The organism is Geodermatophilus sabuli, from assembly GCF_900215145.1.
Taxonomy (GTDB): domain Bacteria; phylum Actinomycetota; class Actinomycetes; order Mycobacteriales; family Geodermatophilaceae; genus Geodermatophilus; species Geodermatophilus sabuli.
On record NZ_OBDO01000005.1, the window covers coordinates 273,038 to 294,838 of the forward strand.

Consider the following 21,801-nt stretch of genomic DNA (forward strand, 5'->3'; position numbering starts at 1 on the left):
GATGATCAAGCGGTTCCCGCGCAGGTCACGACGACGCGGCGGGCTCCTCGTCCTCGACCAGCGCCACCGAGGTGATCCGGTGGACGGCGAAGCTCCGGCTCTCGCCGCGCCGCTCGTCGTACCCCTGCAGGAACCCGCCGGCCAGGGAGACCGGCTGCACCACGCGCTGGCTGCCGCTGCCCTGCGCGTCGACGTAACCCAGCCACACCGGCACGCCCTCCCGGACGGCGCGGGACAGCAGCTCCAGCGTGCCGGCGGTCGTGACCCCGGGGACCTGGCGCACCGCCTCGCCGCGACGGGCGGCCAGCGCCGCGTCCCCGGCGCGGATCTCCCGCACGGTGGCGGCCAGCTCCTCGTCGGTGAGCGGCCGCGGCACGGACGCGGTCGCGGTCCCGGGGCGGCGACCGGCGGCGCGCGGCCGGGCCGGGGGTCGGGTGAGGACGGTGCCGCCCGGGGACTCCCCGGCCGGGGCGTAGCCCGCCTCGCGCAGCACGGTGAGCACCTCGTCGGCGCCCAGCCCGCTGACCAGCACGCCGGGTGCCAGCCGGCGCAGTTCGGCGCCGGCCGTCCGCCGGTCGTTGAGGACCTGGGAGAGCAGCCCGTGGTCGTCCGAGCGCACGTAGCTCTCGATGGCCCCCACCCGCAGCCGGCCGTGCTGCCGGGCCACGTCGTCGACCAGGTAGTCCAGCGCCTGCGGGACCGGGGTGCGCGAGGCGCGGGCGAGGAACTCGTGCAGGTCGGTGGCCGACCAGCCGGAGTCCAGGGCCCGGCGGACGCTGGCCTCCGACACCCGGAACACCGTCGCCCCGCCGGAGGACTCCACGTCGGCGACGACGGCCAGGGTGTCGGCGAGCTCGGCGACCAGGGGGCCCGGCGCGACCAGCGAGAGGTCGGGCTGGGCCAGCACGTGGTCGACCGGCTCCGGCAGCAGCCCCCGCATGCCGTCGGCCGCGCCGTCCTCCCCGTCGGCCAGCAGACCGCGGCCACCGGTGGACAGCACCCCGCCCACCAGCACCCCGAGCCGGGTCGCCTCGGTCAGCACGTCGGGGACCGGCGCGAGCCGGTCGGCCCGCCGCGGGGTGCGCCAGCGCAGCAGCGCCACGAGGTCGTCGGGGGCCACGCCACTGCCCCGCGGGTACTCGGCCAGCGCCGTCAGTGCCGAGCGGCGGATCGCCGGTGCGGTGTGCCGGACCAGGTCGGGGGACAGCGCGTTGACCGCCTTGCCGTTGAGGTCGCGCTGCCCGGCCAGCGAGGGCAACCGGACGGCGTCCAGCCAGCCGCCGGCCAGCGTGGCCCACCGGTCGGGGAGGTCCTGCTCACGCCACAGGTCGTAGGCGCGGGTGGGCAGCCACTCGTCGCGGTGCGGCCCCCCGACGTCGAGCAGGCCGGCGACGTGCGCCAGCTCCAGCAGCCAGCCGGCCTCGGGCTCGGACACGTGCAGGGCCCGCGCCAGTCGCTTCTGGTCGCGGACGGCGACCCCGCCGCTGCGCAGCAGCCCCGCGGGCTCCTCCTCCAGGAGGGTGAGCAGCTCGCCGATCCGGCCCACCGTCTCCATCGCCGCGCCGGCGGCCTGGCGGTCAGCCACGGCCGGGTCCCGGGTGACGACGGCCGGCTCCGGGCGCACGCGCGGGGCGCCGTAGGGGCGGTCGCCGCGCAGCAGCAGCCCGATCTCCCGCGGCAGCTCCACGTTCAGCGCGTCGATCCGGGCCAGCAGGCCCTGCTGCACCAGCCGGCGGGCGGGGGAGGCGCCGTTGCCGGCGCTGTCCGGGAGGTGGCCGACCGGGCGGTCGCCGGCCAGCCGCTCGAGGACCCCGCGCTCGTCGGCGGTCAGCTCGCCGACCGCCCGGGGCAGGTCCGGCGGCAGCGCCAGCCGCAGCTCGCTCGCGCGCCGGCCCAGCCCGGCCGGGTAGCGGACCGCCCGGCGCACCGGGTCCGGGGCGTGCAGGACGTCGTCGCCCCACAGGAGCGCCCGCGTCGCCAGCCGGTCCAGGGCGGCCGCGAGCACGTCGTCGGGCACCTCGGGCAGTGCGGCGGGCAGGTCCGCGGCGTCCACGCCGTCGGTGCCGGTGAGCAGGACCACGTCGAGCACCTGCAGGGTCGCGGCGTCCAGCTCGTCGAGCGCGCGGTCCACCGACACCGGGACCGCCAGCCGGCTGGCCAGGGCCACGACGTCGGACGGCGCCGGCCGGGCGACGTCGGGGCGGGCGGCCAGCAGGGCGCCGAGCTGTTCGTCGTTGCGGGTGCGCAGCCAGGCGGCCAGCGTGGCCGGGCGGTCGGCAGACATCCGGTCAACGTTACGTCGGCCGCACCACCCGGTGCGGCCGCGTCCACGGTCGCTGCGCCAGCATGGCCGCGTGCACCCGGCAGCCGAGGACCCGCAGACCAGCAGCGCGTTGACCGGCTACCAGGCCGGGGCACTGCGGTGGCTGGTCGGCGGTGGCATCGCCGTCGTCCTCGGGGTGCTGCTCGGCGCCGCGGCGGTGACGATCGCCGCGGACGCGGGCCGGGGGATCCCCGGCGTCGGCCTCGTCGTGGTCGTGCTGGTCATCGCCGGCACCGTCGGCGCCATCGCCGGGGGCGGGGCGCTGCTGCGGCACCGCCGCTGGCGGCGGGCGCTGCAGGCGGTGCCGTGGCAGACCGGGGTCCTGCGGATCGCCGGCCCGGCGGTGCTCGCCTTCGAGCCGGAGGGCTACGACGAGACCGATCCGCTCGCCGAGCCGGTGCGGCTGCGCCTGGAGAGCACCACCGTGTGGCGCACGCGGGCGGTCCAGCAGCTGCACGACGCGGTGGTCCGGGCCGCGCCGGTGGGCCCCCGGGAGTGGGTGCTCACCGCCGACGGGGTGCCCACGGTCTACGGCGCCCGGGTGGTGCGGAGCCGCTGAGGCACCCGCGGGTGGCGTAGTGCGTGCGTTCTGGGTACCCCGTCCGAGAAGATGTCCAGCGACGCGTGCACCGCGCGGTGCACGCACCAGACGGCAACGGAGGCGAACGGCGACATGGCCAAGCGGAAGACCAAGCACGCGCACCTGGTGGAGCCCACCTGGGGTCAGTCCGACAGCGGCGGCCCGCCGCTGACGGAGTTCACCGCCGAGCCGGCCGGGCCGCTCAACCCCTTCGGGGAGGACCACCAGTTCCCGCTGCCGCCCAGCCGCCTCCGGTACGCGCACCCGACCGACAAGCCCAACCGGGCCGGGCTGATGGCCGGCGAGCGGTGACGACGCCCGCGCTGCCGTCCTACAGCAGCGGGACGTCGACCGTCCCCCTGCTCGGCGACACCATCGGGGCCAACCTCGACCGGACGGCGGCGCGGGTGGGCGACCACGAGGCGCTGGTCGAGTGCGCCACGGGTCGCCGGTTCACCTATCCGCAGTTCGTCGCGGAGGTCGACGCGGTCGCCCTCGGCCTGGACGCCCTGGGCGTGGCCAAGGGCGACCGCGTCGGCATCTGGGCGCCCAACTGCGCGGAGTGGGCGTTCGTCCAGTACGCCACCGCCAAGCTCGGCGCGATCCTGGTCAACATCAACCCGGCCTACCGCACCCACGAGCTGGGCTACGTGCTGCAGCAGGCCGGCATCTCGGTGCTGGTGAGCGCACCGGAGTTCAAGACCAGCGACTACCGGGCGATGGTCGGCGAGGTCCGCGGGCAGTGCCCCGACCTGCGGGAGGTGGTCTTCCTGGGGTCCGCGGAGTGGGAGCGGCTGGTGGCCACCGGCCGGGCCGGGGACCGCGGGCTGCTCGCCGAGCGGGAGACGCAGCTGTCGGCCGACGACCCGATCAACATCCAGTACACCTCCGGGACGACGGGCTTCCCCAAGGGCGCCACGCTCACCCACCACAACCTGCTCAACAACGGGTTCTTCGTGGGCGAGGGCTGCGGCTACACCGACGCCGACCGGATCTGCATCCCGGTGCCCTACTACCACTGCTTCGGCATGGGCATGGGCAACCTCGCGGCCACCTCGCACGGCGCGACGATGGTCATCCCCGCACCCGGCTTCGACCCGGCGCTGACGCTGCGGGCGGTGCAGGAGGAGCGGTGCACCTCGCTGTACGGCGTCCCCACGATGTTCATCGCCGAGCTGGCCCTGCCCGACTTCGGCAGCTACGACCTGTCCAGCCTGCGGACCGGCATCATGGCCGGCTCCCCGTGCCCGGTCGAGGTGATGAAGCGGGTGGTCGCCGAGATGGGCATGACCGAGGTGACCATCTGCTACGGCATGACCGAGACCTCACCGGTCTCCACCCAGACCGGCGCCGACGACGACCTCGACCGGCGCACCTCCACCGTCGGCCGGGTGCACCCGCACCTGGAGGTGAAGGTGGTCGACCCCGGCACCGGGCTGACCGTGCCCCGCGGGACGCCCGGGGAGTTCTGCACCCGCGGCTACTCGGTGATGCTCGGGTACTGGCAGGAGCCGGAGAAGACCGCCGAGGTCATCGACGCCGCCCGCTGGATGCACACCGGCGACCTCGCCGTCATGGACGCCGACGGCTACCTCAACATCGTCGGCCGGATCAAGGACATGGTGATCCGCGGCGGGGAGAACGTGTACCCGCGCGAGGTCGAGGAGTTCCTCTACACCCACCCCGACGTCCTCGATGCCCAGGTCATCGGTGTCCCCGACGAGCGGTTCGGGGAGGAGCTCATGGCCTGGGTGCGGCTGCGGGAGGGCGCGCCGCCGCTGACGGTGGAGGCGTTGCGGGAGTTCTGCACAGGCAAGCTCGCCCACTACAAGATCCCGCGCTACGTGAAGATCGTCGACGCCTTCCCGATGACGGTCACCGGCAAGATCCGCAAGATCGAGATGCGCCAGGTCTCGGTCGAGGAGCTCGGCCTGCAGTCCGCCGCCGCCGTCAAGAACGCCTGACGGCCGCCCGTTCCTGTCGGTTTCCACGGAAACCGACAGGAACGGGGCGGCTCACGCGGGGCCGACCGGGACGACGAGGGCGCGGTGGTCCGACAGTGGCAGCCGCACCGCCTCGGCCGGCCCGGTCGCGGTGATCGGTCCCCGGCCCAGGACGTGGTCCAGCTGCCGGGTCGGGGTGTCCACCGGGAAGGTCGGGGCCCGGCCCAGCGGCTGCAGCCCGCTCACCCGCACCGCGTGCCCGTGCTCCATGTTCAGGTCGCCCATCAGCACCAGCGGCTCGCGGGTGCCGGTCAGCGAGCGCACCAGCTTCGACAGCTGCAGCGTGTTCCAGCCGGGGATGAACGACAGGTGCGTGTTGGCGACGGTGAACTGCCCCTGCGGCCCGTCGAGGACGGCGGCGACGGCGACCCGGGGCTCGTCACCGACCATCTTCGGGCGCGGCGTGCCGCGGAACCACACCGGCACCCGGCTGCGCAGCGCCGGCAGCCGGACCACCCGCCAGGACACCACCGGGTACCGCGACAGCAACGCGATCCCGTAGCTGGCCGACCCCGGCTGCTCGTCGCCGGTGGCCGCCATCCAGGTGCCGCCCGGGGTGCCCGACAGGGCCGCCACGAACTGGGAGTCCACCGCGCCCATCGCCTCGGCGGCCACCGCGGTCAGGTCCGCGCCCATCGAGCGCGGCTGGTCGCGGTCGACCTCCTGCAGGCCGAGGACGTCGGCGTCGAGGGTCTTCACCGCCGCGGCGAGCCGCTCGACGTCGACGCGGTCGTCAGCGGGGGAGCGGCCGTGGAGGATGTTGAACGTCGCGATCCGCACGCAGGCTCCTGTGCCCCGGACGCCGCCGTCCACACCGGCACGTTCCGAGCACCGCACTCCGGGTAGCAGTCCCCGCGTGCTGCCAGACGACCGGGATGAGATCCGTGACCTCCTCAAGCGCACCGCGGTCGCGCTCAAGCAGGGCGACGTGCCCTTCGCCCTGTGCGGGGGCTACGCGGCGTGGGTCCGCGGCGCACCCGAACCCGACCACGACGCCGACTTCCTCGTCCCGGCCGCGGAGTCCGAGCGGGCGGCCAAGGTGCTGGCCGAGGCGGGGCTGGAGGTCGTCGACCCGGCCGAGGACTGGCTGACCAAGGTCGTCCAGGGCAACTCGTTCGTCGACGTGCTGTGGCGCACCTGCGGCGTCCCGGTGGAGCACGACCTCATCGACCGCGCCGAGGAGCTGCCGGTGCTGTCGGTGCACATGCCGGTGCTGGAGGCCACCGACATCGTGGTCACCAAGCTGATGGCCCTCGACGAGCACTACTGCGACTACTCCCGGCTGCTGCCGGTGGCCCGTGCGCTGCGCGAGCAGGTGGACTGGGCGCGGGTCCGCCGGGACGTCGAGGCCAACGACTTCGCGGCGGTCTTCCTGATCCTGCTCGACCGGCTCGGGGTCGTGGAGGGAGTCGCCGGCGAGGGCTGAGCCCGGCGACGTGCGGGCAGCCGGGGCGACGGATCCCCACCGGGCTCCCCTCCGGCGGTCCCTCAGCGGGAAGGCGCGCGGGCGGCCTGGGCGGTCGGCTGTCCGCCGGACCTCCGTCGGCGGGCGCCTGTCCCTGAGGAGACCGGCCACTCGACGACCCACGTCTCACCTGGGGTCAGGGCGGCCCACCGAGCGGTCGCGTCCCGGAGTGCCTGCGCGGCCGCCTGCAGTCGTCCGGGCGGGAACCCCGACGCAGCGACCTGGCTCGGCAGGACCTCCGCGGCCCGGGCCAGCCGGCCGACCAGGTCGGCCACGTGTTCGGCCCGGTTCACCGCCGCGGCACGCTCCCGCTTCAGCCGTTCGGACCGGTCTGCGGCGTGCGGGGGCCGCCGACCGCTGACGTGCCGCATGCTGCCCCACACCGCCCCGTCCGCGACGCAGCCCCAGACGCCGTCCGGGATCCGCAGCTCGGTCTCGACGAGGGCGTGCACCAGGTCGTGCGGCGGCTCGGCGCCGCCGCCCGCGCCACGCATGGCGAAGACAACGCCGTCGTCCCGCTCGACCAGGGTCTCCACCGGCCGACGGTCGGCCATCCGCTGGAAGGTCATGCGCACGTGCGCAGTGTCTCCAGCACGACAAACGACTTTCCCGGACGGCGTGGGTCAGCGGCGGCGCAGGACGCGGCCGTCAGGGAGCCCGCGGCCACCCAGGAGCGCGACCAGCGGGCCGCTGTCCGCGCGGACGGGTTCGCCGTCCCCCCAGCTCCAGGCGGTGTCGGCGGCCTCGAGGCGGACCCCGGCCAGGTCGACCCCGAAGACCGCGCCGTCCGCGGCGGCGAGGTGGTCGAGGACGGCGACCACGGCCTCGGCCGGTGCGACCGCCGGCCGGCCGAGCGCGACCGTCACGTCCAGGGAGTGGACGACGGCGTGGCCCAGCGCAGCGGCTGCGCCACCGCCCGGCGGCTGCCACCCGTGCAGCACCGGCGAGCGCAGGGCGTCCAGCAGCCCGGCGATCGGCAGGGAAGCGTCCCGGGCCGCCACGGTGTCGGAGAGCACGGTGAAGTCGCCGCGCGCAGCCGCCATCTCGGCCCCGAACTGCTCGGCCGACAGCCGTGCTGGCATCGTCACGTGCGCCACCACGTGCCGGATCTGCCATCCCGTGCACAGCGACGGGGCGTCCCAGGTGTCGGCGGGCCCGGAGGCCAGCAGGTCGGCCAGGCCCTCGTACGTCGAGGCCACCCAGGTCTGGAGGTCGCGCGCGTCCCCGTCGTGCCTGATCTCGTCCATCTCGATCCCTTCCGTCGCCCAGCCGGCCGCGGCGCCACGTCGGGAGCACCTCCAGGGAGACGCCCGCCGGCGCCGGGACTCATCGCTCCGGCCAGCCTCCTCCACCGGCTGAGCCCCCGACGGGCTCAGCGGGGGCTGAGCACCGCGACCAGGGCGGCCGCGGCCACGAGGACGACGACGGCGGTGGCCAGCGCCGCCAGCCCGGGCACGGCCACACCCCGGCCACGATCGAGCGCCTGGCGGGCGAGCCGGGCGCGCAGCGGGGCCAGCCCACCCAGCAGGCCAAGCCCGAGCAGCGCGACGACACCGGCCACGGCCAGCCGGGTCGGCGCCGCGGCCTCGACCGACGAGTGCGCGAGCAGTCCGGCGACAGCGAGCACGCCCAGGCCGGTGCGCTGCCAGGCGAGGTCGGTGCGCTCGGGTTGCGTCTCCCGGACCGGGCTCACCGGCCGCTCACCGGCCGACGACCTCGACGCCGACGAGCACCGCGACGACCACGAGGACGGCGGCCACCGCAGCCACCACCGACGGCAGGAAGTGGCTGGCCGGCAGGGGGCGGTCGGCGGCGATCGCCCGCTCGTTGCCCCGCCACCGGAGGTACCCGCCCAATGCGGTGCCCAGGCCGGTCAGCACGAGCGCCACGGCGACCGCGGCGCTGCCCCAGCGCACGCCCAGGTCGGGCGCGAACTGCGCCACCGCGACCCCGCCGGCGACCAGGGCGAGCCCCGTCCGCAGCCAGGCCAACAGCGTGCGCTCGTTGGCCAGCGTGAACCGGTAGTCGGGGTGGCCGGCGGGCTCCTCGGCGGTCGGCACCCGGCCAGGCTAGGGCGCAGGTGGGAACGGGGAGAGGACCGCGCCCGCGACGACTAATCTGGGCACCGCGGCCCGCGTGCCGTGACGTCCTCCCGGCCCGGTGCCGGGTCCGTGAGCAACCGACCGAGGGATCAACGTGCCGACCGGCAGAGTCAAGTGGTTCAACCCCGAGAAGGGTTTCGGCTTCCTCTCCCGCGAGGACGGTCCCGACGTCTTCGTGCACAAGGACGCCCTGCCGGCCGGCACCAGCGAGCTCAAGCCGGGCCAGCGGGTGGAGTTCGGCATCGTGGCCGGGCGACGCGGTGACCAGGCGCTCCAGGTGCGGGTGCTCGACCCCCTGCCCTCGGTCACGGCGGCGCACGCGGCGGCCACCCGGAAGAAGCCCGACGAGCTGGTCCCGATCATCGAGGACCTCATCAAGCTGCTGGACGACGTCTCCGAGGGCCTGCGTCACGGCCGGCACCCCGACCGGCCGATGGCCCGCAAGGTCGCCGCGGTGCTCCGCGCCGTCGCCGCCGACCTGGAGCACTGAAGCAGGCCCCTGCCCCCGCCACGCGCATGGGGGCAGGGGAGCGGGTCAGCCGGGGGGCGGTGCCGTCGCCGTCCCGCCGGTGGAGCCCCCGGCGCGCAGGAAGCCGACCGGCCACGCCCCGCTGAAGCCGTCGCACCGGTCCCCGGCGTCCTCGACGACGACGAGATAGAACGCCGGGGGGACGACGTCGGAGCTGGTGATCTCGTCGAAGACCGTCTGCCCGCGGTCGACGTCGACCTCGCCGAGCTGTTCCTCCAGCTCCTCGTCGAAGACCTGCACGCTCCAGCCGTTGTCGGCCACCGACGCGGGGACGGTGAGCCGGATCGTCGTGCCGGGGGAGACCTCGAGGATCGGCGGGGTGGTCGAGTAGCGCTGCCCCTCGCCGTCCAGGCAGGACTGGGTCGGCGAGACGCTCACCTCCTGCGGCCCCGCCGTCACGACGACCTCCTCGGGGCCGCTGGGCTCCGAGCCGCAGCCGGCGAGCACCAGGAGCCCGGCGGCCAGCCCCGCCGTCCGCCTCACTGCTGCCACCCCGGTGCCGCGTCGGGTGGACCCTGGCGCCACGCCGGGGTTGCCGTGGCGGCCGCGGTGCGGCGGCGTGGGCCCCACAGGACGAGCCCCACGGCGAGCACGAGCAGCGCGGCGGCCACGGTGAAGCCGAGCCAACCGACGGGCGGCAGGGCGATCCCGATCGCCCCGCCGACCACCCAGGACAGCTGCAGCATCGTCTCGGAGCGGGCGAAGGCCGACGCGCGCAGGTTCTCCGGCACCTCCCGCTGGATGATCGCGTCGAGGGCCACCTTGCCCAGCGCGTTCGCGATGGCCGCCACCCCGGCGACGACGGCCGCCATCGGCAGGCTGTAGAAGACCGCGGCCAGAACGGTGATCGCCGCGGCGGTGCCGGCCGACCAGAGCACGATCGGGTCCGGGTCGGCCCGGTGCAGCCGGGAGCCGGCCGCCGTGCCCAGGACGCTGCCCACCCCGGCGGCCCCCGCGACGGCGCCGAGGGTGAGGGTGGCCTGCCACCCGCCGTCGACCGTGGCCTGCACGAGGAACGCCGAGAAGATGGTCAGGAAGCCACCGAGCCCGCGCAGCGCCGCGTTGGCCCGCAGCGCCACGACCACGTGCGGGTTGACCGCGCGCCGCCGCCGGCCGGTGGTGACCGGCTCGTGCGGTGCCGTGCTGAGGACGTCCGCAGGCAACTCCCCCGTCGGGACGTCGACGTGGCGGGGCAGCCGCACCGCGGCCACCGCGCCGGCGACGAAGACCGCCGCGGTGGCGCCCAGCAGCCAGGGGAACCCCAGTGCCCACGCCAGCCCGGCCCCGAGGCCGCCGAACGCCCCGGCGGTGAGCAGCCCGAACACCGACGTCCGGGCGTTGGCGGAGGTCAGCGACATGGCGCCGGGCAGCACCCGCGGGATGACGGCCGCACGCAGCACGTTGTGCGCCTTGGACAGCACCAGCACCCCGAGCGCGGCCGGGTACAGGACGAAGTCGTCGAAGTGGGCGGCCATGACCACCGCCAGCACGGCCCGGCCGAACAGACTCGCCCCCATCGCCCAGCGGCGGCCACGCTGCAGCCTGTCCAGCAGCGGGCCGATCACCGGGGCGACGACCGCGAACGGCGCCATCGTCACCAGCAGGTAGAGCGCCACGTTGCTGCGCTGGGCGTCGGTGGTGGCGGCGAAGAACAGGGTGCCGGCCAGCGAGACGGCGATCATCGCGTCGCCGGCCATGTGCAGCGCGTTCACCCACAGCAGGTGGGTCAGCCCGCTGTCGCCTGCGCCGTCTGCCCGGCTGGCCGCGCGGACCCGGCGCACCGCCGCGCCGGTCAGCTCGCGCGACCGCGCGGCGGCCACGCGGGTGACCGTCAGCTTCCGCGGCGGCAGCGGCGCGGTCGGAGGAGGACCCGGCGGACCGGGCGGCGGCGGGGGCTCCCCGGCTCCGCCGGCCTGCGGCGCCGGCAGCGGGAGGGTGGGTGGCCGGGGGACGTCGATGGGAGCGGTGTCCATCCGCTCCGCGGCCGGCGGCAACGGCCGCCCGCGCGGGTTGCCGCGCCGGGGCGCGGGTGGGCGGGAGCTGGACACCGGTCCATCGTGCCGCACCCACCTGGACACCCGGCCGGCGAACCGCCCCCGCGCCGACGGGGGGCTGGCCACGTCAGGGACAATGGCGACGTGGCCGACTTCTCCGACCCCGCCGCGGCGGGGAGCGACGTGCTGTCCGCGGCGGTCGAGCAGGCCCGGACGGCAGCGGTCGAGACCGCCGGCTCCCCGGACCTGGTCGGCGAGCACCTGGGCGCCGCCCCCGAGGTGCCGGCCCCCGGCGCCGAGGGCGAACTGCCCGATCCCACCGTGCTCGGCGAGGTGGTCACGCACTCCTTCGCCAGCCGGCAGCCCGGATACGTCGGCTGGCACTGGGCCGTGACCCTGGCCCGGGTGCCCGGTGAGGACGCCGCCACCGTCGACGAGGTGGTGCTGCTCCCGGGGGAGCAGGCGCTGCTGGCCCCGGCCTGGGTGCCGTGGCACGAGCGGTTGCGCCCCGGCGACCTGTCCGTCGGCGACGTCCTGCCCGCCACGGAGGACGACCCCCGGCTGGTCCCCGCCTACACGTCCGACGACGACTCCGCCGACGACCCGGAGGGCGCCGTCCTCGCCGCCGAGATCGGTCTCGGCCGCGAGCGCGTGATGTCCCGGGAGGGGCGCGGTGAGGCGGCGGCCCGCTGGAGCGCGGGGGAGTACGGCCCCGGGTCGGCGATGGCCCGGCACGCGCCCGGCCCGTGCGGCACGTGTGGCTTCTTCCTGCCGCTGGCCGGCTCGCTGCGGCACGGCTACGGCGCCTGCGGCAACGTCTACGCCCCGGCCGACGGGCACGTGGTCACCGTCGACTACGGCTGCGGCGCGCACAGCCAGGCCACGCTGGTCGCCGACGACGCGACCGAGGTCGTCACATCGGCCCGCTACGACACCGGCGCCTTCGACGTGCTGTGACATCGCGGTCCTCCGGACCGCACCGCGGCCAGGTGCCGTTCCCCCGCCGAGCTGAGCCGCTGCCCGTGTCCCGGTCGGGAGGTCCTGCGGACCCCCGCGACCGGTCCACCCCCCGGCCAGGTGCCGTTCCCCCGCCGAGCTGAGCCGCTGCCCGTGTCCCGGTCGGGAGGTCCTGCGGACCCCCGCGACCGGTCCACCCCCCGGCCAGGTGCCGTTCCCCCGCCGAGCTGAGCCGCTGCCCGTGTCCCGGTCGGGAGGTCCTGCGGACCCCCGCGACCGGTCCACCCCCCGGCCAGGTGCCGTTCCCCCGCCGAGCTGAGCCCGGATCGCCGGGGTCCCTCGTGTGTTGCGGGCGCTGCAGGACCGGCGACGCGCGAGATCGACCCGCGATGCGGCGGTTGTGGGCGGTGGTCAGTCCCTGCGGCGGAGCTGTCCCTGCCAGCGCATGATGCCGAGGCCGACCGCGGCCAGGGCGATCCCGGCGACACACGTCCAGGTCCACACCCGGTCGACGCGGTCGCCGAGCAGCAGCAGCACGACCAGCGCGACCGCCCACACCGCCGTGCCGGCGAGCACCACGCGGACGGTGTCCACCCGTAGCGGAGGTGGGGCCTGCTTCGTCGGACCGGGCACCCCACGACCCTAGGCGCTGCACCGACCCTGCCTGCACAGGGCCGACATCCCCGTGTGGCACTCTGTCGCCGCTCAGTGCACACCGCACCGGTCGGCCGGCGCGCTTCCCCCGCCGCCCGCCCGCCCGGCCCCCCGACGTGGAGTCGTCATGGCAGAGAAGTCCGGCCCGCCTACGCGCACCGCCCCCGGTGACACGCCGGCCGACGTCGCCGCCGGCGTGCGCACGCCCCGCCGCAGTGACGGCCCGCGAGTGAGGCCGAAGAACGGCCTGGACCGCTACTTCGAGATCAGCGCCCGCCGCTCCACGGTGACCCGCGAGCTGCGCGGTGGCCTGACGACGTTCTTCACGATGGCCTACATCGTGATCCTCAACCCGATCATCCTGTCGGGCACGGACATCACCGGCGGCTCGCTGCCGTTCGCCTCCATCGCCGCGGTGACCGCGCTCATCGCCGGCGTCATGACGATCCTCATGGGCGTCGTCGGCCGGTACCCGTTCGCCGTGGCCGCCGGGCTGGGCATCAACGCGATCGTGGCGGTGTTCGCGGCCACCCAGCTGACCTGGCCGGAGATCATGGGCCTGGTCGTCCTCGAGGGCCTGCTCATCACCGTGCTGGTGCTGACCGGCTTCCGCCGGGCGGTGTTCGAGGCCATCCCGCCGCAGCTGAAGACGGCGATCGCGGTGGGCATCGGCTTCTTCCTCACCATCATCGGCCTCGCCGACGCCGGCGTCATCCGCCCCGGCTCGCCGCTGATCAGCTTCGGCGTCAACGGTCAGCTCGCCGGATGGCCGCTGCTGGTCTTCGTCGTCGGCCTGCTGCTGACCTCGGTCCTCGTCGTCCGCCGAGTCAAGGGCGCGCTGCTCATCGGGATCGTGGCGTCGACCCTGCTGGCGATCGTCGTCGAGGAGATCGCCGACATCGGCGTCCGCGTCGGTGCGGACAACCCGCGCGGCTGGGCGCTGCAGCTGCCACGGTGGCCGGACGAGGTCATCAGCGCGCCGGACCTCTCGCTGGTCGGCAACTTCTCGCTCTTCGGCGGTTTCGAGCGGATCGGTGTCGTCGCCGCCCTGCTCATCGTCTTCTCGATCATGATCGCCGACTTCTTCGACACCGTCGGCACGGTGACCGCCGTCGGCGCCGAGGGGGACCTGCTCGACGAGAAGGGCAACCTGCCCAAGTCGCAGCCGGTGCTGCTGGTCGACTCGCTGGCCGCGGCCGCCGGTGGCGCGGGCAGCGTCTCGTCCAACACCACCTACGTCGAGAGCACCGCGGGCGTGGCCGACGGCGCGCGCACCGGTCTGGCCAGCGTCGCGACCGGTGTGCTGTTCCTCCTCGCGATGTTCTTCACGCCGCTGGTGCAGATCGTGCCGTCGGAGGCCGCCGCGCCGGCGCTGGTCATCGTGGGCGCCCTGATGATCAGCCAGATCCGGAACCTCGAGTGGGACGACATGTCCCTGGTCATCCCGGCGTTCCTCACCATCGCGCTGATGCCGTTCACCTACTCGATCACCAACGGCATCGGCGCCGGCGTCATCAGCTACGTGCTGCTGCGCTCGGTGGTGGGACGGCGGCGCGAGGTGCACCCGCTCATGTGGGTCATCGCGGTGCTCTTCCTCGTCTACTTCGCCCTCGAGCCGCTGCAGCAGCTGTTCTGAGCCAGAGCCACGGTCGGCGAGACCGTTAGCTAGGCTGACGACCGTGAGCCGGACGACGCTGGACACCGCGGCGCTGGCTCACGACCTGCGGCTGGCGGTGATGCGGTTCTCCCGGCGGCTGCGCAACCAGCGGGTCGACCGGTCGGTCACGCTGACCCACCTGGCCGCGCTGTCCACGCTGCAGCAGCACGGCGCGATGAGCCCGGGGGAGCTGGCGGCGCACGAGCGCGTCCAGCCGCCGTCGATGACCCGCGTCGTCGTCGCGCTGGAGGGCATGGGCCTGGTCACCCGCAGCCCGCACCCGACCGACGGCCGGCAGGTGGTCATCGACCTGACCCCGGCTGCCGAGGAGCTGCTCACCGCTGAGGCGCGCGCCCGGGAGGCGTGGCTGTCCGGGCAGCTGCAGCAGCTCACCGTCGAGGAGCGGGCGGTGCTGCGCGAGGCGGCGGCCATCATGGGCAAGCTGGCGAGTGGGTGAGCGGTCGCACCGACGGCACGGGCATGTTCCGGTCACTGCGCGTCCGCAACTACCGGATCTACGCCTCGGCCAACCTGCTCAGCCTGACCGGCACCTGGATGCAGCGGATCGGTCAGGACTGGCTGGTCCTGCAGCTGTCCGGTGACAGCGGCATCGCGCTGGGACTGATCACCGCCCTGCAGTTCGGGCCCACGCTGCTGCTGAGCATGTACGGCGGCGTGCTGGCCGACCGCTACGCCAAGCGCCGCATGCTGGTGGTCACCCAGGCGTTGATGGGGCTGCTCGCCCTCGTGCTGGGGCTGCTGGTCGCCGCCGACGGCATCGCGCTGTGGCACGTGTTCGTCCTCGCCGGTGCCCTTGGGGCGGTCTCGGCCATCGACGCGCCGGTGCGGCAGGCGTTCGTGTCCGAGCTCGTGGGCCCCGAGCTGCTGACGAACGCGGTCAGCCTCAACTCGACGATCTTCAACGGGGCGCGGCTGGTGGGCCCGTCGGTCGCCGGGCTGCTCATCGGCGCCGCCTCGGGGGACACCGCGCCGGCCTTCTTCGTCAACGCCGCCAGCTTCGCCTTCACCATCGCCGCCCTGCTGAGCATGCGGAACAGCGAGCTGCACCCCAGCCCGCCGGTCGCGCGGGCCAAGGGCCAGTTGCGAGAAGGCTTGGCCTACACCTGGGCCCATCCCGACCTGGTGCTGGCCATGGGGCTGGCGTTCGTGCTGGGCACGTTCGCCTTCAACTACCAGGTCACCATCGCGCTCATGGCCCGTGAGGCGTTCGGCCTGGGAGCGCAGGCGTTCGGGTTCCTGTCGACCTGCTTCGCCGTGGGCTCGCTGTCGGGGGCGCTGCTGTCCACCAGGCGCAGCGCCCGCCCTCGGCAGCGGTTCCTCGTCGGAGCCGCCGTCGTCTTCGGGCTGTTCACCATCGCCTGCGGTCTGATGCCCGGGTACTGGTCGTTCGCCGCGATGCTCGTGCCGGCCGGCGCGGCTGGGCTGGTGTTCAGCGTGGCCAACAACAGCTTCGTCCAGCTCGGCGCCGATCCGCAGATGCGTGGCCGGGTCATGGCGTTGTACTTCATGTGCTTCATGGGCGGGACGCCGCTGGGGGCGCCGCTGATCGGCTGGGTCTCCGAGCACCTCGGGGCGCCGTGGGGGCTGATCCTCGGCGGGGCGGTCGCCGTGCTGGCGGGGTGTGGGGCGGCCGCGTGGCTGGCGCGGGGTCGCCGGGTCCGGCTGGAGGCCTCCGTCGCCCCGCCGCGGCTGCAGCTGCACGTGGGCCCGCGGACGGTGCCGTCGGCCCAGGTCCGCACCGCCGCGGAGGCCGCCGCCCGGCAGGCGCCCGGCCAGCAGGCGGCGAGCGGCAGCTGACCGTCCCGGTGCGGATCCACTGCTCCACGACGTACCGTGACGGAGGTCCCCCACGAGTCGTCCGCGGAGGCGACATGGCCACCTCGCTGCTGTACTTCGGGTCGATCGTCGTGGGCGTCGTCGGGTCCGTGGCAGGTCTCGGCTGGCTGGCCCGCTGCGTCTTCGGGACGGCGCGGCTGCCGGTGCCGCACCGGCGGACGTCCGAGCCGCCCCAGCCGGTGCACCGCCCGCTGGAGCTCGTCGCCGCCGACCTCCGTCGCCTGGCCCGACAGCTGGCACGGGTGCCGGCCGGTGCTCCGATGGCGCGCCGTCGCGGGCTGCAGGCGGCCTACGACGACGTCCTCCTCGAGGCGGCGGAGCTGCTCGAGGTGCCGCACACACTGACCGGCACCCCGCCCGGGCTGGCCCGCGACGCGGAGCGGCTGCGGGTGCAGGCGGCGCTGGCCGCCGCCGGCCTGGTGGTGCAGGACTGACCACGCAGCCGGCGCGCCGGATCTTCTTCGCGGTGACGCCGCCGGCTCCGGCGCGCGACGACCTCGCCCGGGCGCTGGCACCGCTGCGCGAGGCGCCCGGTGCACCCCGCTGGACCGCTCCGGACCGCTGGCACCTCACCCTGCTCTTCCTGGGCGCCGTGGCGGAGGGGGCGGTGGCCCCGCTCGTGGCGGCGGCCGGCCCGGCGGTGGCGGCCACCCCGGCGCTCACCCTGCGGCTGGCCGGCGCCGGCCGGTTCGGCTCCCGGCGTCGTCCCCAGGTGTGCTGGGCCGGGCTCGGCGGGGACGTCGGCGAGCTGGGCGCGCTGGCGGCGCGGCTGGCGCGTGCGGCCCGCGGGCTGTGCCTGCCGGTGGAGGACCGGCCGTTCCGCGCCCACCTCACCCTCGGCCGCTGGCGGCCGGGCCGGCCGGGGGACGGCGACCTGCCCGACCGGCTGGCCGGCTACCGCGGGCCGAGCTGGCCGGTGACCGAGGTGGAGCTGCTGGAGAGCCACCTCGGGTCGACGGTGCGCTACGACCGGCTCGCCGCCTGGCCCCTCGAGGGCTGAGCGGCCTCAGACGACCGGGCCCTCCACGGGGGTCGCGGCGTCGGGGTCGATCCGCTCGTCCGGCTCGAGCGGCTCGGGGACGAGCGGCTCCACCTCGTCCTCGTGCTCGCCCTCCTCGCCTTCCCCTTCCTCCTCGCCCTCGACCTCGGGCGGCACGAACGCCCGCGGGTCGATCACGTCGGCCCGCAGGAGGAAGTGGCCCATCGAGGGCCCCGCACTCGGGGTGTAGGTCGGGTTGGCGTTGAAGTACGAGGTCGGGTCGCAGGCCAGCAGGCCGAGGATCACCTCGGCGACGATCGTCGCGCCGACGGGACCGAGGCGGTTGCCCCCCAGCAGCTCGGACTCCTTGAGGATGTAGAACCACAGCGGCGCCTTGCCGCCCCATCCGGGGTCGGTCAGGCCCAGTTCCGCATTGGTGTAGACCTTCTCGGCGCCGATGGCCGTGGCGACGTCCTGGCCGGCCGGCAGGCCCAGCCGCTTCCCGCGCAGCAGGTTCCGCTCGATCAGCGAGACGATCGCACCGGCCGTGGGGGCGACGACGGTGGGCGGCAGCGTGGTGAGCGGCAGCGACAGGTGGGTGTCGATCTTCCGGGACATGTTGCGGTCGTCCGGCGCCTCCATGCCGGGGATGTCGAAGAAGTAGTTCCAGTCGATCCACAGGTCGGCGGGGACCGGGCGGTTCCCGCGCAGGTCCTGGTAGCCCTCCCGGGCGAAGATCGGGACGGTGCGCAGGTCCTGCACCTCGTACTCCGCGCGGATCATGCTGTGCCCGAAGCGGTAGGCCGCCCCGGAGTACTCGATCGGCATGTAGGGCCGCTGCCTGTCGCGGGGCTTGTAGAACGTGCCGAGGAACTCGATGGGGCCGCCGCGGCGCTGGGTGATCTTGCTGCGCACGACCTCGCTCCCGACGATGCGGGTCAGGAAGTCGTTGACGATCAGCCACTGGTAGTTCCACCGGAGCTGCTGCTGGGCCTGCTCGAAGGTCCTGCCCTCGTCCCGCAGCCGGTTGTGCATGCGCAGGAAGGCCGCGTGCAGCTGGGCGATGATGAGGTTCTCGTCGTTGCGCGGGTCGCCCAGGAACGCCGCGCCCGTGTCGTCGCGGGGCAGGTCGTGCAGCCCGTCGTGGTCGTTGACCCGGAGGTACCCCGGCTTGGCGGGGTCGTAGAGCTCGGGGCTCTGGGTGGGGCCCTTGCCGTAGACGCTGGCCAGGTCGAAGCGGGGCGTGTCGTAGTTGGTGATGCCCCGCGGGTCGTACTGCTGGTCGGACAGCGGCGTGGTGTCCAGCGTCATGTCGTGGTCGATGAACTGGCCGAGGTAGATGTACCCGGCGGGGATCGTCGAGATGTCGAACTCCACGTCGGAGAGCCTGACGTCGCTCAGTGGCAGCTTGCCGTCGTTCATGCTCGTCGCGAGCGCGGTCAGCAGCGCGTCCGGCGGGGTGAACGCCGGCAGCTGCTTGAACATGACGCCGAACCGGGCCTCCCGGTCCCGGCTGACGCGCACCGCGATGTCCGCGCCCCGGGGGTTGCCCACCGCGTGCGCGGCGCGGGCGGCCCGCGCCCGGCGCGTGACCTGGGGTACCGCTGTCGTCGCCGGTGCCGGGGTGGGCGCCGCCCGGCGCTCCGGCGCGGCGAGCGCCGTCCCGCTCATCACCGGGACCGCGGCCAGGCCGGCGAGCCCGGCGGCCAGCACCGACCGCCGGGACAGCCGCGTCCGCTCCCGTTCCGCGGCCGTCGCGTCGTCCCTCGCCCCGGCGCCACTGAAGGGGCAGCCGCCCCCGGATCCGTCCCCGAACTCACGCATGCGCGACGCCCCCCGGCGCAGAGGAGAGCCCGCCTCCACCGGCCGCTCTCGTGGCCGCTGACCCTCCCGGGGGGCGGACGCGCAGGCCACACGCGCGAGCGGGGGCGCGGAGCCCCCAGAGTTGGGGAGCCGGGGGACGGCGTGTCGCGCTGGGTGCTCAGTCGGTGACGGTGCGCGAGAGGCGCCGCGGTGGTGTCACCACGCGTACTCCATGGGCGCCGCGCGGTAGCCGGGGAAGATCTCGTCGAGCCGGGCCAGCTGGACGCCGTCCAGGTGGACGTCGAGGGCTCCCAGCGCACCCTCGAACTGCGCCATCGTCCGGGGGCCGACGATGGGCGCGGTGACCGCCGGCTGGTGCAGCAGCCAGGCGACGCCGACGTCCGCGGGCGCGAGGCCCCACTCCCGGCAAGCGTCCTCGTAGGCCTGCAGCGCCGGGCGGTGCTCCTCGACCCGCTGCTCGGCTGCGCGCCGCCGGTCGCCGCCCTCCTCGGCCAGGACGCCGGCCAGCAGGCCGCCGGCCAGGGGGCTCCACGGGATGATGCCGACGCCGTAGTGCTGCGCCGCCGGAAGCACCTCGAGCTCCACGTGCCGGGTGAGCAGGTTGTAGTGCGACTGCTCGCTGACCAGCCCCACGAAGTGCCGGCGGGCGGCCGCCTCGTTGGCCGCCGCGATCTGCCAGGCGGCGTGGTTGGAGGAGCCGACGTAGAGGACCTTGCCCTGGGCGACCAGGGTCTCGCAGGCCTGCCAGATCTCCTCCCAGGGCGTGGCGAGGTCCACGTGGTGGAACTGGTAGAGGTCGATCCAGTCGGTCTGCATCCGGCGCAGCGAGGCCTCGCAGGACCGGACCAGGTTGCGGGCGGAGAGGAACGTGTCGTTCGGCCACTCGGTCATGGAGCCGTACACCTTGGTGGCCAGCACCGTCTTGTCGCGCCGCTGCCCGCCCAGGGCGAACCAGGTGCCGAGGACCTCCTCGGTGCGCCCCTTGCCGGCGTCGAAGCCATAGGTGTTGGCGGTGTCGAAGAAGTTGACCCCGTCGGCGTGCGCGCGGTCCATGATCGCGTGCGCGTCGGCCTCCTCGGTCTTCCACCCGAAGTTCATGGTGCCGAGGCAGAGACGGGAGACCGACAGGCCGCTGCGCCCCAGGTGCGTGTACTCCATGGGATCCCACCCTGGCAGGCTCGGGGACGTGCCGCAGACCGATGCCCCGCGCTCCGCGTTCGACGCCGCCACCGCCGTGACCAGCACCGACGGCGGCGGGCTGACCGCGCGACTCGACCCGGGGTGGGACGTCGGGCCGGGCATCCTCAACGGCGGTTACCTGCTCGCGGTGGTGGCCCGGGCCGCCCTGACCGCCAGCCCGCACGCGCACCCGGTGGCCCTGGCCGCCAGCTTCCTGCGGGCCACGCCGCCCGGCCCGGCCACGCTGACGCTCACCCCGGGCCCGGCCGGCCGCACCCTGGCGCACTCCTCGGTGCTCCTCGCCGGGGCGGAGGGCCCCTCGCTCGCCGTCCAGGTCACCACGGCGACGCTGACCGACGAGCCGCCGGTGTACTCCGCGGCGATCCCGCCCGACGCCACCCCGGTGGCGGACTGCCTCCCGCCGGTCGACGACGGCGCGCTGCCCCATCCGCTGCCGGAGGTGGGGCTGCGGACCCGCGTGCACACCCGGCTGGACCCGGTGACCGCCGGCTGGGCGCGAGGCCGGCCCGGCGGTGAGCCGTACCTGCGGGGCTGGGTGCGGCTGGCTGACGGGCGCGAGCCGGACCCGCTCGCGCTGCTGCTGTTCGCCGACGTCCTGCCGCCGACCAGCTGGGCGACCGGGCGGTTCGGCTGGGCGCCGACGGTGCAGCTGCAGGTCCTGGTCCGGGCGTTGCCCGCGCCGGGCTGGTGTCTGGTGGAGGCCCGCGCGAACGAGGTCGCCGGCGGGTGGCTGGACGAGGACTACCGGATCTGGGACTCCACCGGCCGCCTGGTGGCGCAGAGCCGTCAGCTGGCCCGCCTGCCGCGCTGACCCCGCGGGGAGGCGCGTTGAGAGGATCGGGCCGTGCCCGTCGCCCCCGACCTGATCACCGACCCGCACGACGAGCGCGTCGCCGACTTCCGGGACCTGAAGGCGGGAGACCGCCCGCTGGGGACGGAGCGGGGGACCGGGCCGGTGATCGTGGAGGGCGTGCCCGCGGTCGAGCGGCTGCTGGCCTCCCCCTACCGCGTGCGCGCGGTGTTCGGCGTCCCCGGCCGGGTGGCCGCGCTCGACCTGCCCGCCGGCGTGGCCGCGTACGAGGCGGACAAGTGGGTGCTCTCGGAGGTCATCGGCTTCCGGCTGACCCGGGGCGTGCTCGCCTCGGCCGACCGCCGCCCGCCGGCCGACGTCGACGCGCTCCTGGCCGGGCCGGACCGGGCGGCGCCGCGGCGGCTGGCGGTCCTCGAGGCGCTCAACGACGCGGAGAACCTCGGCTCCATCGCCCGCTCCGCGGTGGCGCTCGGCGTGGACGCGCTGCTGCTGGACCCGCGCTGCGCCGATCCGCTCTACCGGCGTTCGGTGCGGGTGTCGATGGGCCACGTGCTCGCGCTGCCGTTCGCCGTCCTCCCGGACTGGCCGGGTGGGCTGGCGCGGCTGCACGACGCCGGCTACCTGACGGTGGCGCTCACCCCGGCACCGGACGCCGTCGACCTGACCGCGGTCGACCCGCGGGCCCACCCGCGGACGGCGGTGCTGCTCGGCGCGGAGGGGCCGGGGCTCACCCCCGAGGCCCAGCAGGCCGCGCGGGTGCGGGCGCGGATACCGATGCGGGCGGGCGTGGACTCCCTGGGGGTCGCGGCCGCGGCAGCGGTCGCCTTCGCCACCCTCCGCTGACCGGTCCCGGCCCGGGAGGGGTC

24 protein-coding genes are annotated in these 21,801 nt (G+C 75.2%); 13 read left to right on the top strand and 11 right to left on the bottom strand.

Annotated features, from left to right (window positions below; translation table 11 throughout):
- Positions 1–25 precede the first annotated feature (25 nt).
- Positions 26–2,284 (bottom strand): helicase C-terminal domain-containing protein, encoded by a 2,259-nt coding sequence (locus CRP39_RS13610; RefSeq protein WP_097206898.1) that lies wholly within the window; start codon positions 2,282–2,284, stop codon positions 26–28.
- A 70-nt stretch (positions 2,285–2,354) separates the two neighbouring features.
- On the opposite strand from CRP39_RS13610, the gene CRP39_RS13615 reads away from it, so the two are divergent.
- From CRP39_RS13615 to CRP39_RS13625, 3 genes are all read left to right on the top strand, one after another.
- The gene (locus CRP39_RS13615; protein WP_097206899.1) at positions 2,355–2,882 is read left to right on the top strand and encodes a hypothetical protein; all 528 of its coding nucleotides are present in this window, start codon (positions 2,355–2,357) and stop codon (positions 2,880–2,882) included.
- A 114-nt stretch (positions 2,883–2,996) separates the two neighbouring features.
- Positions 2,997–3,215, top strand: a complete 219-nt coding sequence (locus CRP39_RS13620; RefSeq protein WP_097206900.1) for a hypothetical protein — start codon at positions 2,997–2,999, stop codon at positions 3,213–3,215.
- Positions 3,212–4,867, top strand: coding sequence for an AMP-binding protein (locus CRP39_RS13625; RefSeq protein WP_097206901.1), 1,656 nt, complete (start codon positions 3,212–3,214; stop codon positions 4,865–4,867). Before CRP39_RS13620 ends, CRP39_RS13625 begins: the two co-directional genes overlap by 4 nt.
- Positions 4,868–4,918: 51 nt before the next feature.
- Here the strand turns inward: CRP39_RS13625 and CRP39_RS13630 are convergent, their stop codons facing one another.
- Entirely contained in the window at positions 4,919–5,686 is a 768-nt protein-coding gene (locus CRP39_RS13630) for an endonuclease/exonuclease/phosphatase family protein (protein WP_097206902.1), read from the bottom strand.
- A 76-nt stretch (positions 5,687–5,762) separates the two neighbouring features.
- On the opposite strand from CRP39_RS13630, the gene CRP39_RS13635 reads away from it, so the two are divergent.
- Positions 5,763–6,332: a nucleotidyltransferase family protein gene (locus CRP39_RS13635; RefSeq protein ID WP_097206903.1), complete on the top strand. Its 570-nt coding sequence runs from the start codon at positions 5,763–5,765 to the stop codon at positions 6,330–6,332.
- Between the two features lie 62 nt (positions 6,333–6,394).
- Here the strand turns inward: CRP39_RS13635 and CRP39_RS13640 are convergent, their stop codons facing one another.
- The 4 genes from CRP39_RS13640 to CRP39_RS13655 form a co-directional block, all read right to left on the bottom strand.
- Positions 6,395–6,946 carry a protein kinase family protein gene (locus tag CRP39_RS13640; RefSeq protein WP_143426636.1) on the bottom strand — a complete coding sequence of 184 codons (552 nt, stop codon included), beginning with the start codon at positions 6,944–6,946 and terminating at the stop codon, positions 6,395–6,397.
- 48 nt (positions 6,947–6,994) lie between these two features.
- Positions 6,995–7,618, bottom strand: a complete 624-nt coding sequence (locus tag CRP39_RS13645; RefSeq protein WP_097206905.1) for a maleylpyruvate isomerase family mycothiol-dependent enzyme — start codon at positions 7,616–7,618, stop codon at positions 6,995–6,997.
- A 125-nt stretch (positions 7,619–7,743) separates the two neighbouring features.
- A complete protein-coding gene (locus tag CRP39_RS13650; RefSeq protein ID WP_097206906.1) occupies positions 7,744–8,064 on the bottom strand; it encodes a DUF202 domain-containing protein in 321 nt (106 codons plus the stop codon).
- Between the two features lie 7 nt (positions 8,065–8,071).
- Positions 8,072–8,431: a YidH family protein gene (locus tag CRP39_RS13655; RefSeq protein WP_097206907.1), complete on the bottom strand. Its 360-nt coding sequence runs from the start codon at positions 8,429–8,431 to the stop codon at positions 8,072–8,074.
- A 136-nt stretch (positions 8,432–8,567) separates the two neighbouring features.
- On the opposite strand from CRP39_RS13655, the gene CRP39_RS28345 reads away from it, so the two are divergent.
- Positions 8,568–8,963 carry a cold-shock protein gene (locus CRP39_RS28345; RefSeq protein WP_097206908.1) on the top strand — a complete coding sequence of 132 codons (396 nt, stop codon included), beginning with the start codon at positions 8,568–8,570 and terminating at the stop codon, positions 8,961–8,963.
- Between the two features lie 45 nt (positions 8,964–9,008).
- On the opposite strand, the gene CRP39_RS13665 is transcribed toward CRP39_RS28345, so the two are convergent.
- Both CRP39_RS13665 and CRP39_RS13670 read right to left on the bottom strand, forming a co-directional pair.
- Positions 9,009–9,485 carry a DUF2771 family protein gene (locus CRP39_RS13665; RefSeq protein ID WP_097206909.1) on the bottom strand — a complete coding sequence of 159 codons (477 nt, stop codon included), beginning with the start codon at positions 9,483–9,485 and terminating at the stop codon, positions 9,009–9,011.
- Complete coding sequence (locus CRP39_RS13670) at positions 9,482–11,050, bottom strand: MFS transporter (RefSeq protein WP_245853845.1); 1,569 nt, start codon at positions 11,048–11,050, stop codon at positions 9,482–9,484. Before CRP39_RS13670 ends, CRP39_RS13665 begins: the two co-directional genes overlap by 4 nt.
- Positions 11,051–11,140: 90 nt before the next feature.
- On the opposite strand from CRP39_RS13670, the gene CRP39_RS13675 reads away from it, so the two are divergent.
- Positions 11,141–11,953, top strand: coding sequence for a DUF3027 domain-containing protein (locus CRP39_RS13675; protein ID WP_097206911.1), 813 nt, complete (start codon positions 11,141–11,143; stop codon positions 11,951–11,953).
- A 411-nt stretch (positions 11,954–12,364) separates the two neighbouring features.
- Here the strand turns inward: CRP39_RS13675 and CRP39_RS13680 are convergent, their stop codons facing one another.
- Positions 12,365–12,586 carry a DUF2530 domain-containing protein gene (locus CRP39_RS13680; RefSeq protein WP_097206912.1) on the bottom strand — a complete coding sequence of 74 codons (222 nt, stop codon included), beginning with the start codon at positions 12,584–12,586 and terminating at the stop codon, positions 12,365–12,367.
- A 148-nt stretch (positions 12,587–12,734) separates the two neighbouring features.
- On the opposite strand from CRP39_RS13680, the gene CRP39_RS13685 reads away from it, so the two are divergent.
- From CRP39_RS13685 to thpR, 5 genes are all read left to right on the top strand, one after another.
- Entirely contained in the window at positions 12,735–14,243 is a 1,509-nt protein-coding gene (locus CRP39_RS13685) for an NCS2 family permease (protein WP_097206913.1), read from the top strand.
- 43 nt (positions 14,244–14,286) lie between these two features.
- On the top strand, positions 14,287–14,721 hold the full coding sequence (locus CRP39_RS13690; RefSeq protein WP_097206914.1) for a MarR family winged helix-turn-helix transcriptional regulator: 435 nt from the start codon (positions 14,287–14,289) through the stop codon (positions 14,719–14,721).
- Positions 14,718–16,082, top strand: coding sequence for an MFS transporter (locus tag CRP39_RS13695; RefSeq protein ID WP_245853846.1), 1,365 nt, complete (start codon positions 14,718–14,720; stop codon positions 16,080–16,082). Before CRP39_RS13690 ends, CRP39_RS13695 begins: the two co-directional genes overlap by 4 nt.
- A gap of 74 nt (positions 16,083–16,156) precedes the next feature.
- Positions 16,157–16,555, top strand: a complete 399-nt coding sequence (locus tag CRP39_RS13700) for a hypothetical protein (protein WP_097206915.1) — start codon at positions 16,157–16,159, stop codon at positions 16,553–16,555.
- A gap of 20 nt (positions 16,556–16,575) precedes the next feature.
- Positions 16,576–17,121, top strand: coding sequence for an RNA 2',3'-cyclic phosphodiesterase (thpR, locus tag CRP39_RS13705; protein ID WP_097206916.1), 546 nt, complete (start codon positions 16,576–16,578; stop codon positions 17,119–17,121).
- A 6-nt stretch (positions 17,122–17,127) separates the two neighbouring features.
- Here the strand turns inward: thpR and CRP39_RS13710 are convergent, their stop codons facing one another.
- Entirely contained in the window at positions 17,128–18,924 is a 1,797-nt protein-coding gene (locus tag CRP39_RS13710) for a peroxidase family protein (RefSeq protein WP_097206917.1), read from the bottom strand.
- 195 nt (positions 18,925–19,119) lie between these two features.
- Positions 19,120–20,082, bottom strand: a complete 963-nt coding sequence (locus tag CRP39_RS13715; RefSeq protein WP_097206918.1) for an aldo/keto reductase — start codon at positions 20,080–20,082, stop codon at positions 19,120–19,122.
- 28 nt (positions 20,083–20,110) lie between these two features.
- Between CRP39_RS13715 and CRP39_RS13720 the strand changes: the two genes are divergently transcribed.
- Positions 20,111–20,935 (top strand): thioesterase family protein, encoded by an 825-nt coding sequence (locus tag CRP39_RS13720; RefSeq protein ID WP_097206919.1) that lies wholly within the window; start codon positions 20,111–20,113, stop codon positions 20,933–20,935.
- Between the two features lie 33 nt (positions 20,936–20,968).
- On the top strand, positions 20,969–21,778 hold the full coding sequence (locus CRP39_RS13725; RefSeq protein WP_097206920.1) for a TrmH family RNA methyltransferase: 810 nt from the start codon (positions 20,969–20,971) through the stop codon (positions 21,776–21,778).
- Positions 21,779–21,801: the final 23 nt, after the last annotated feature.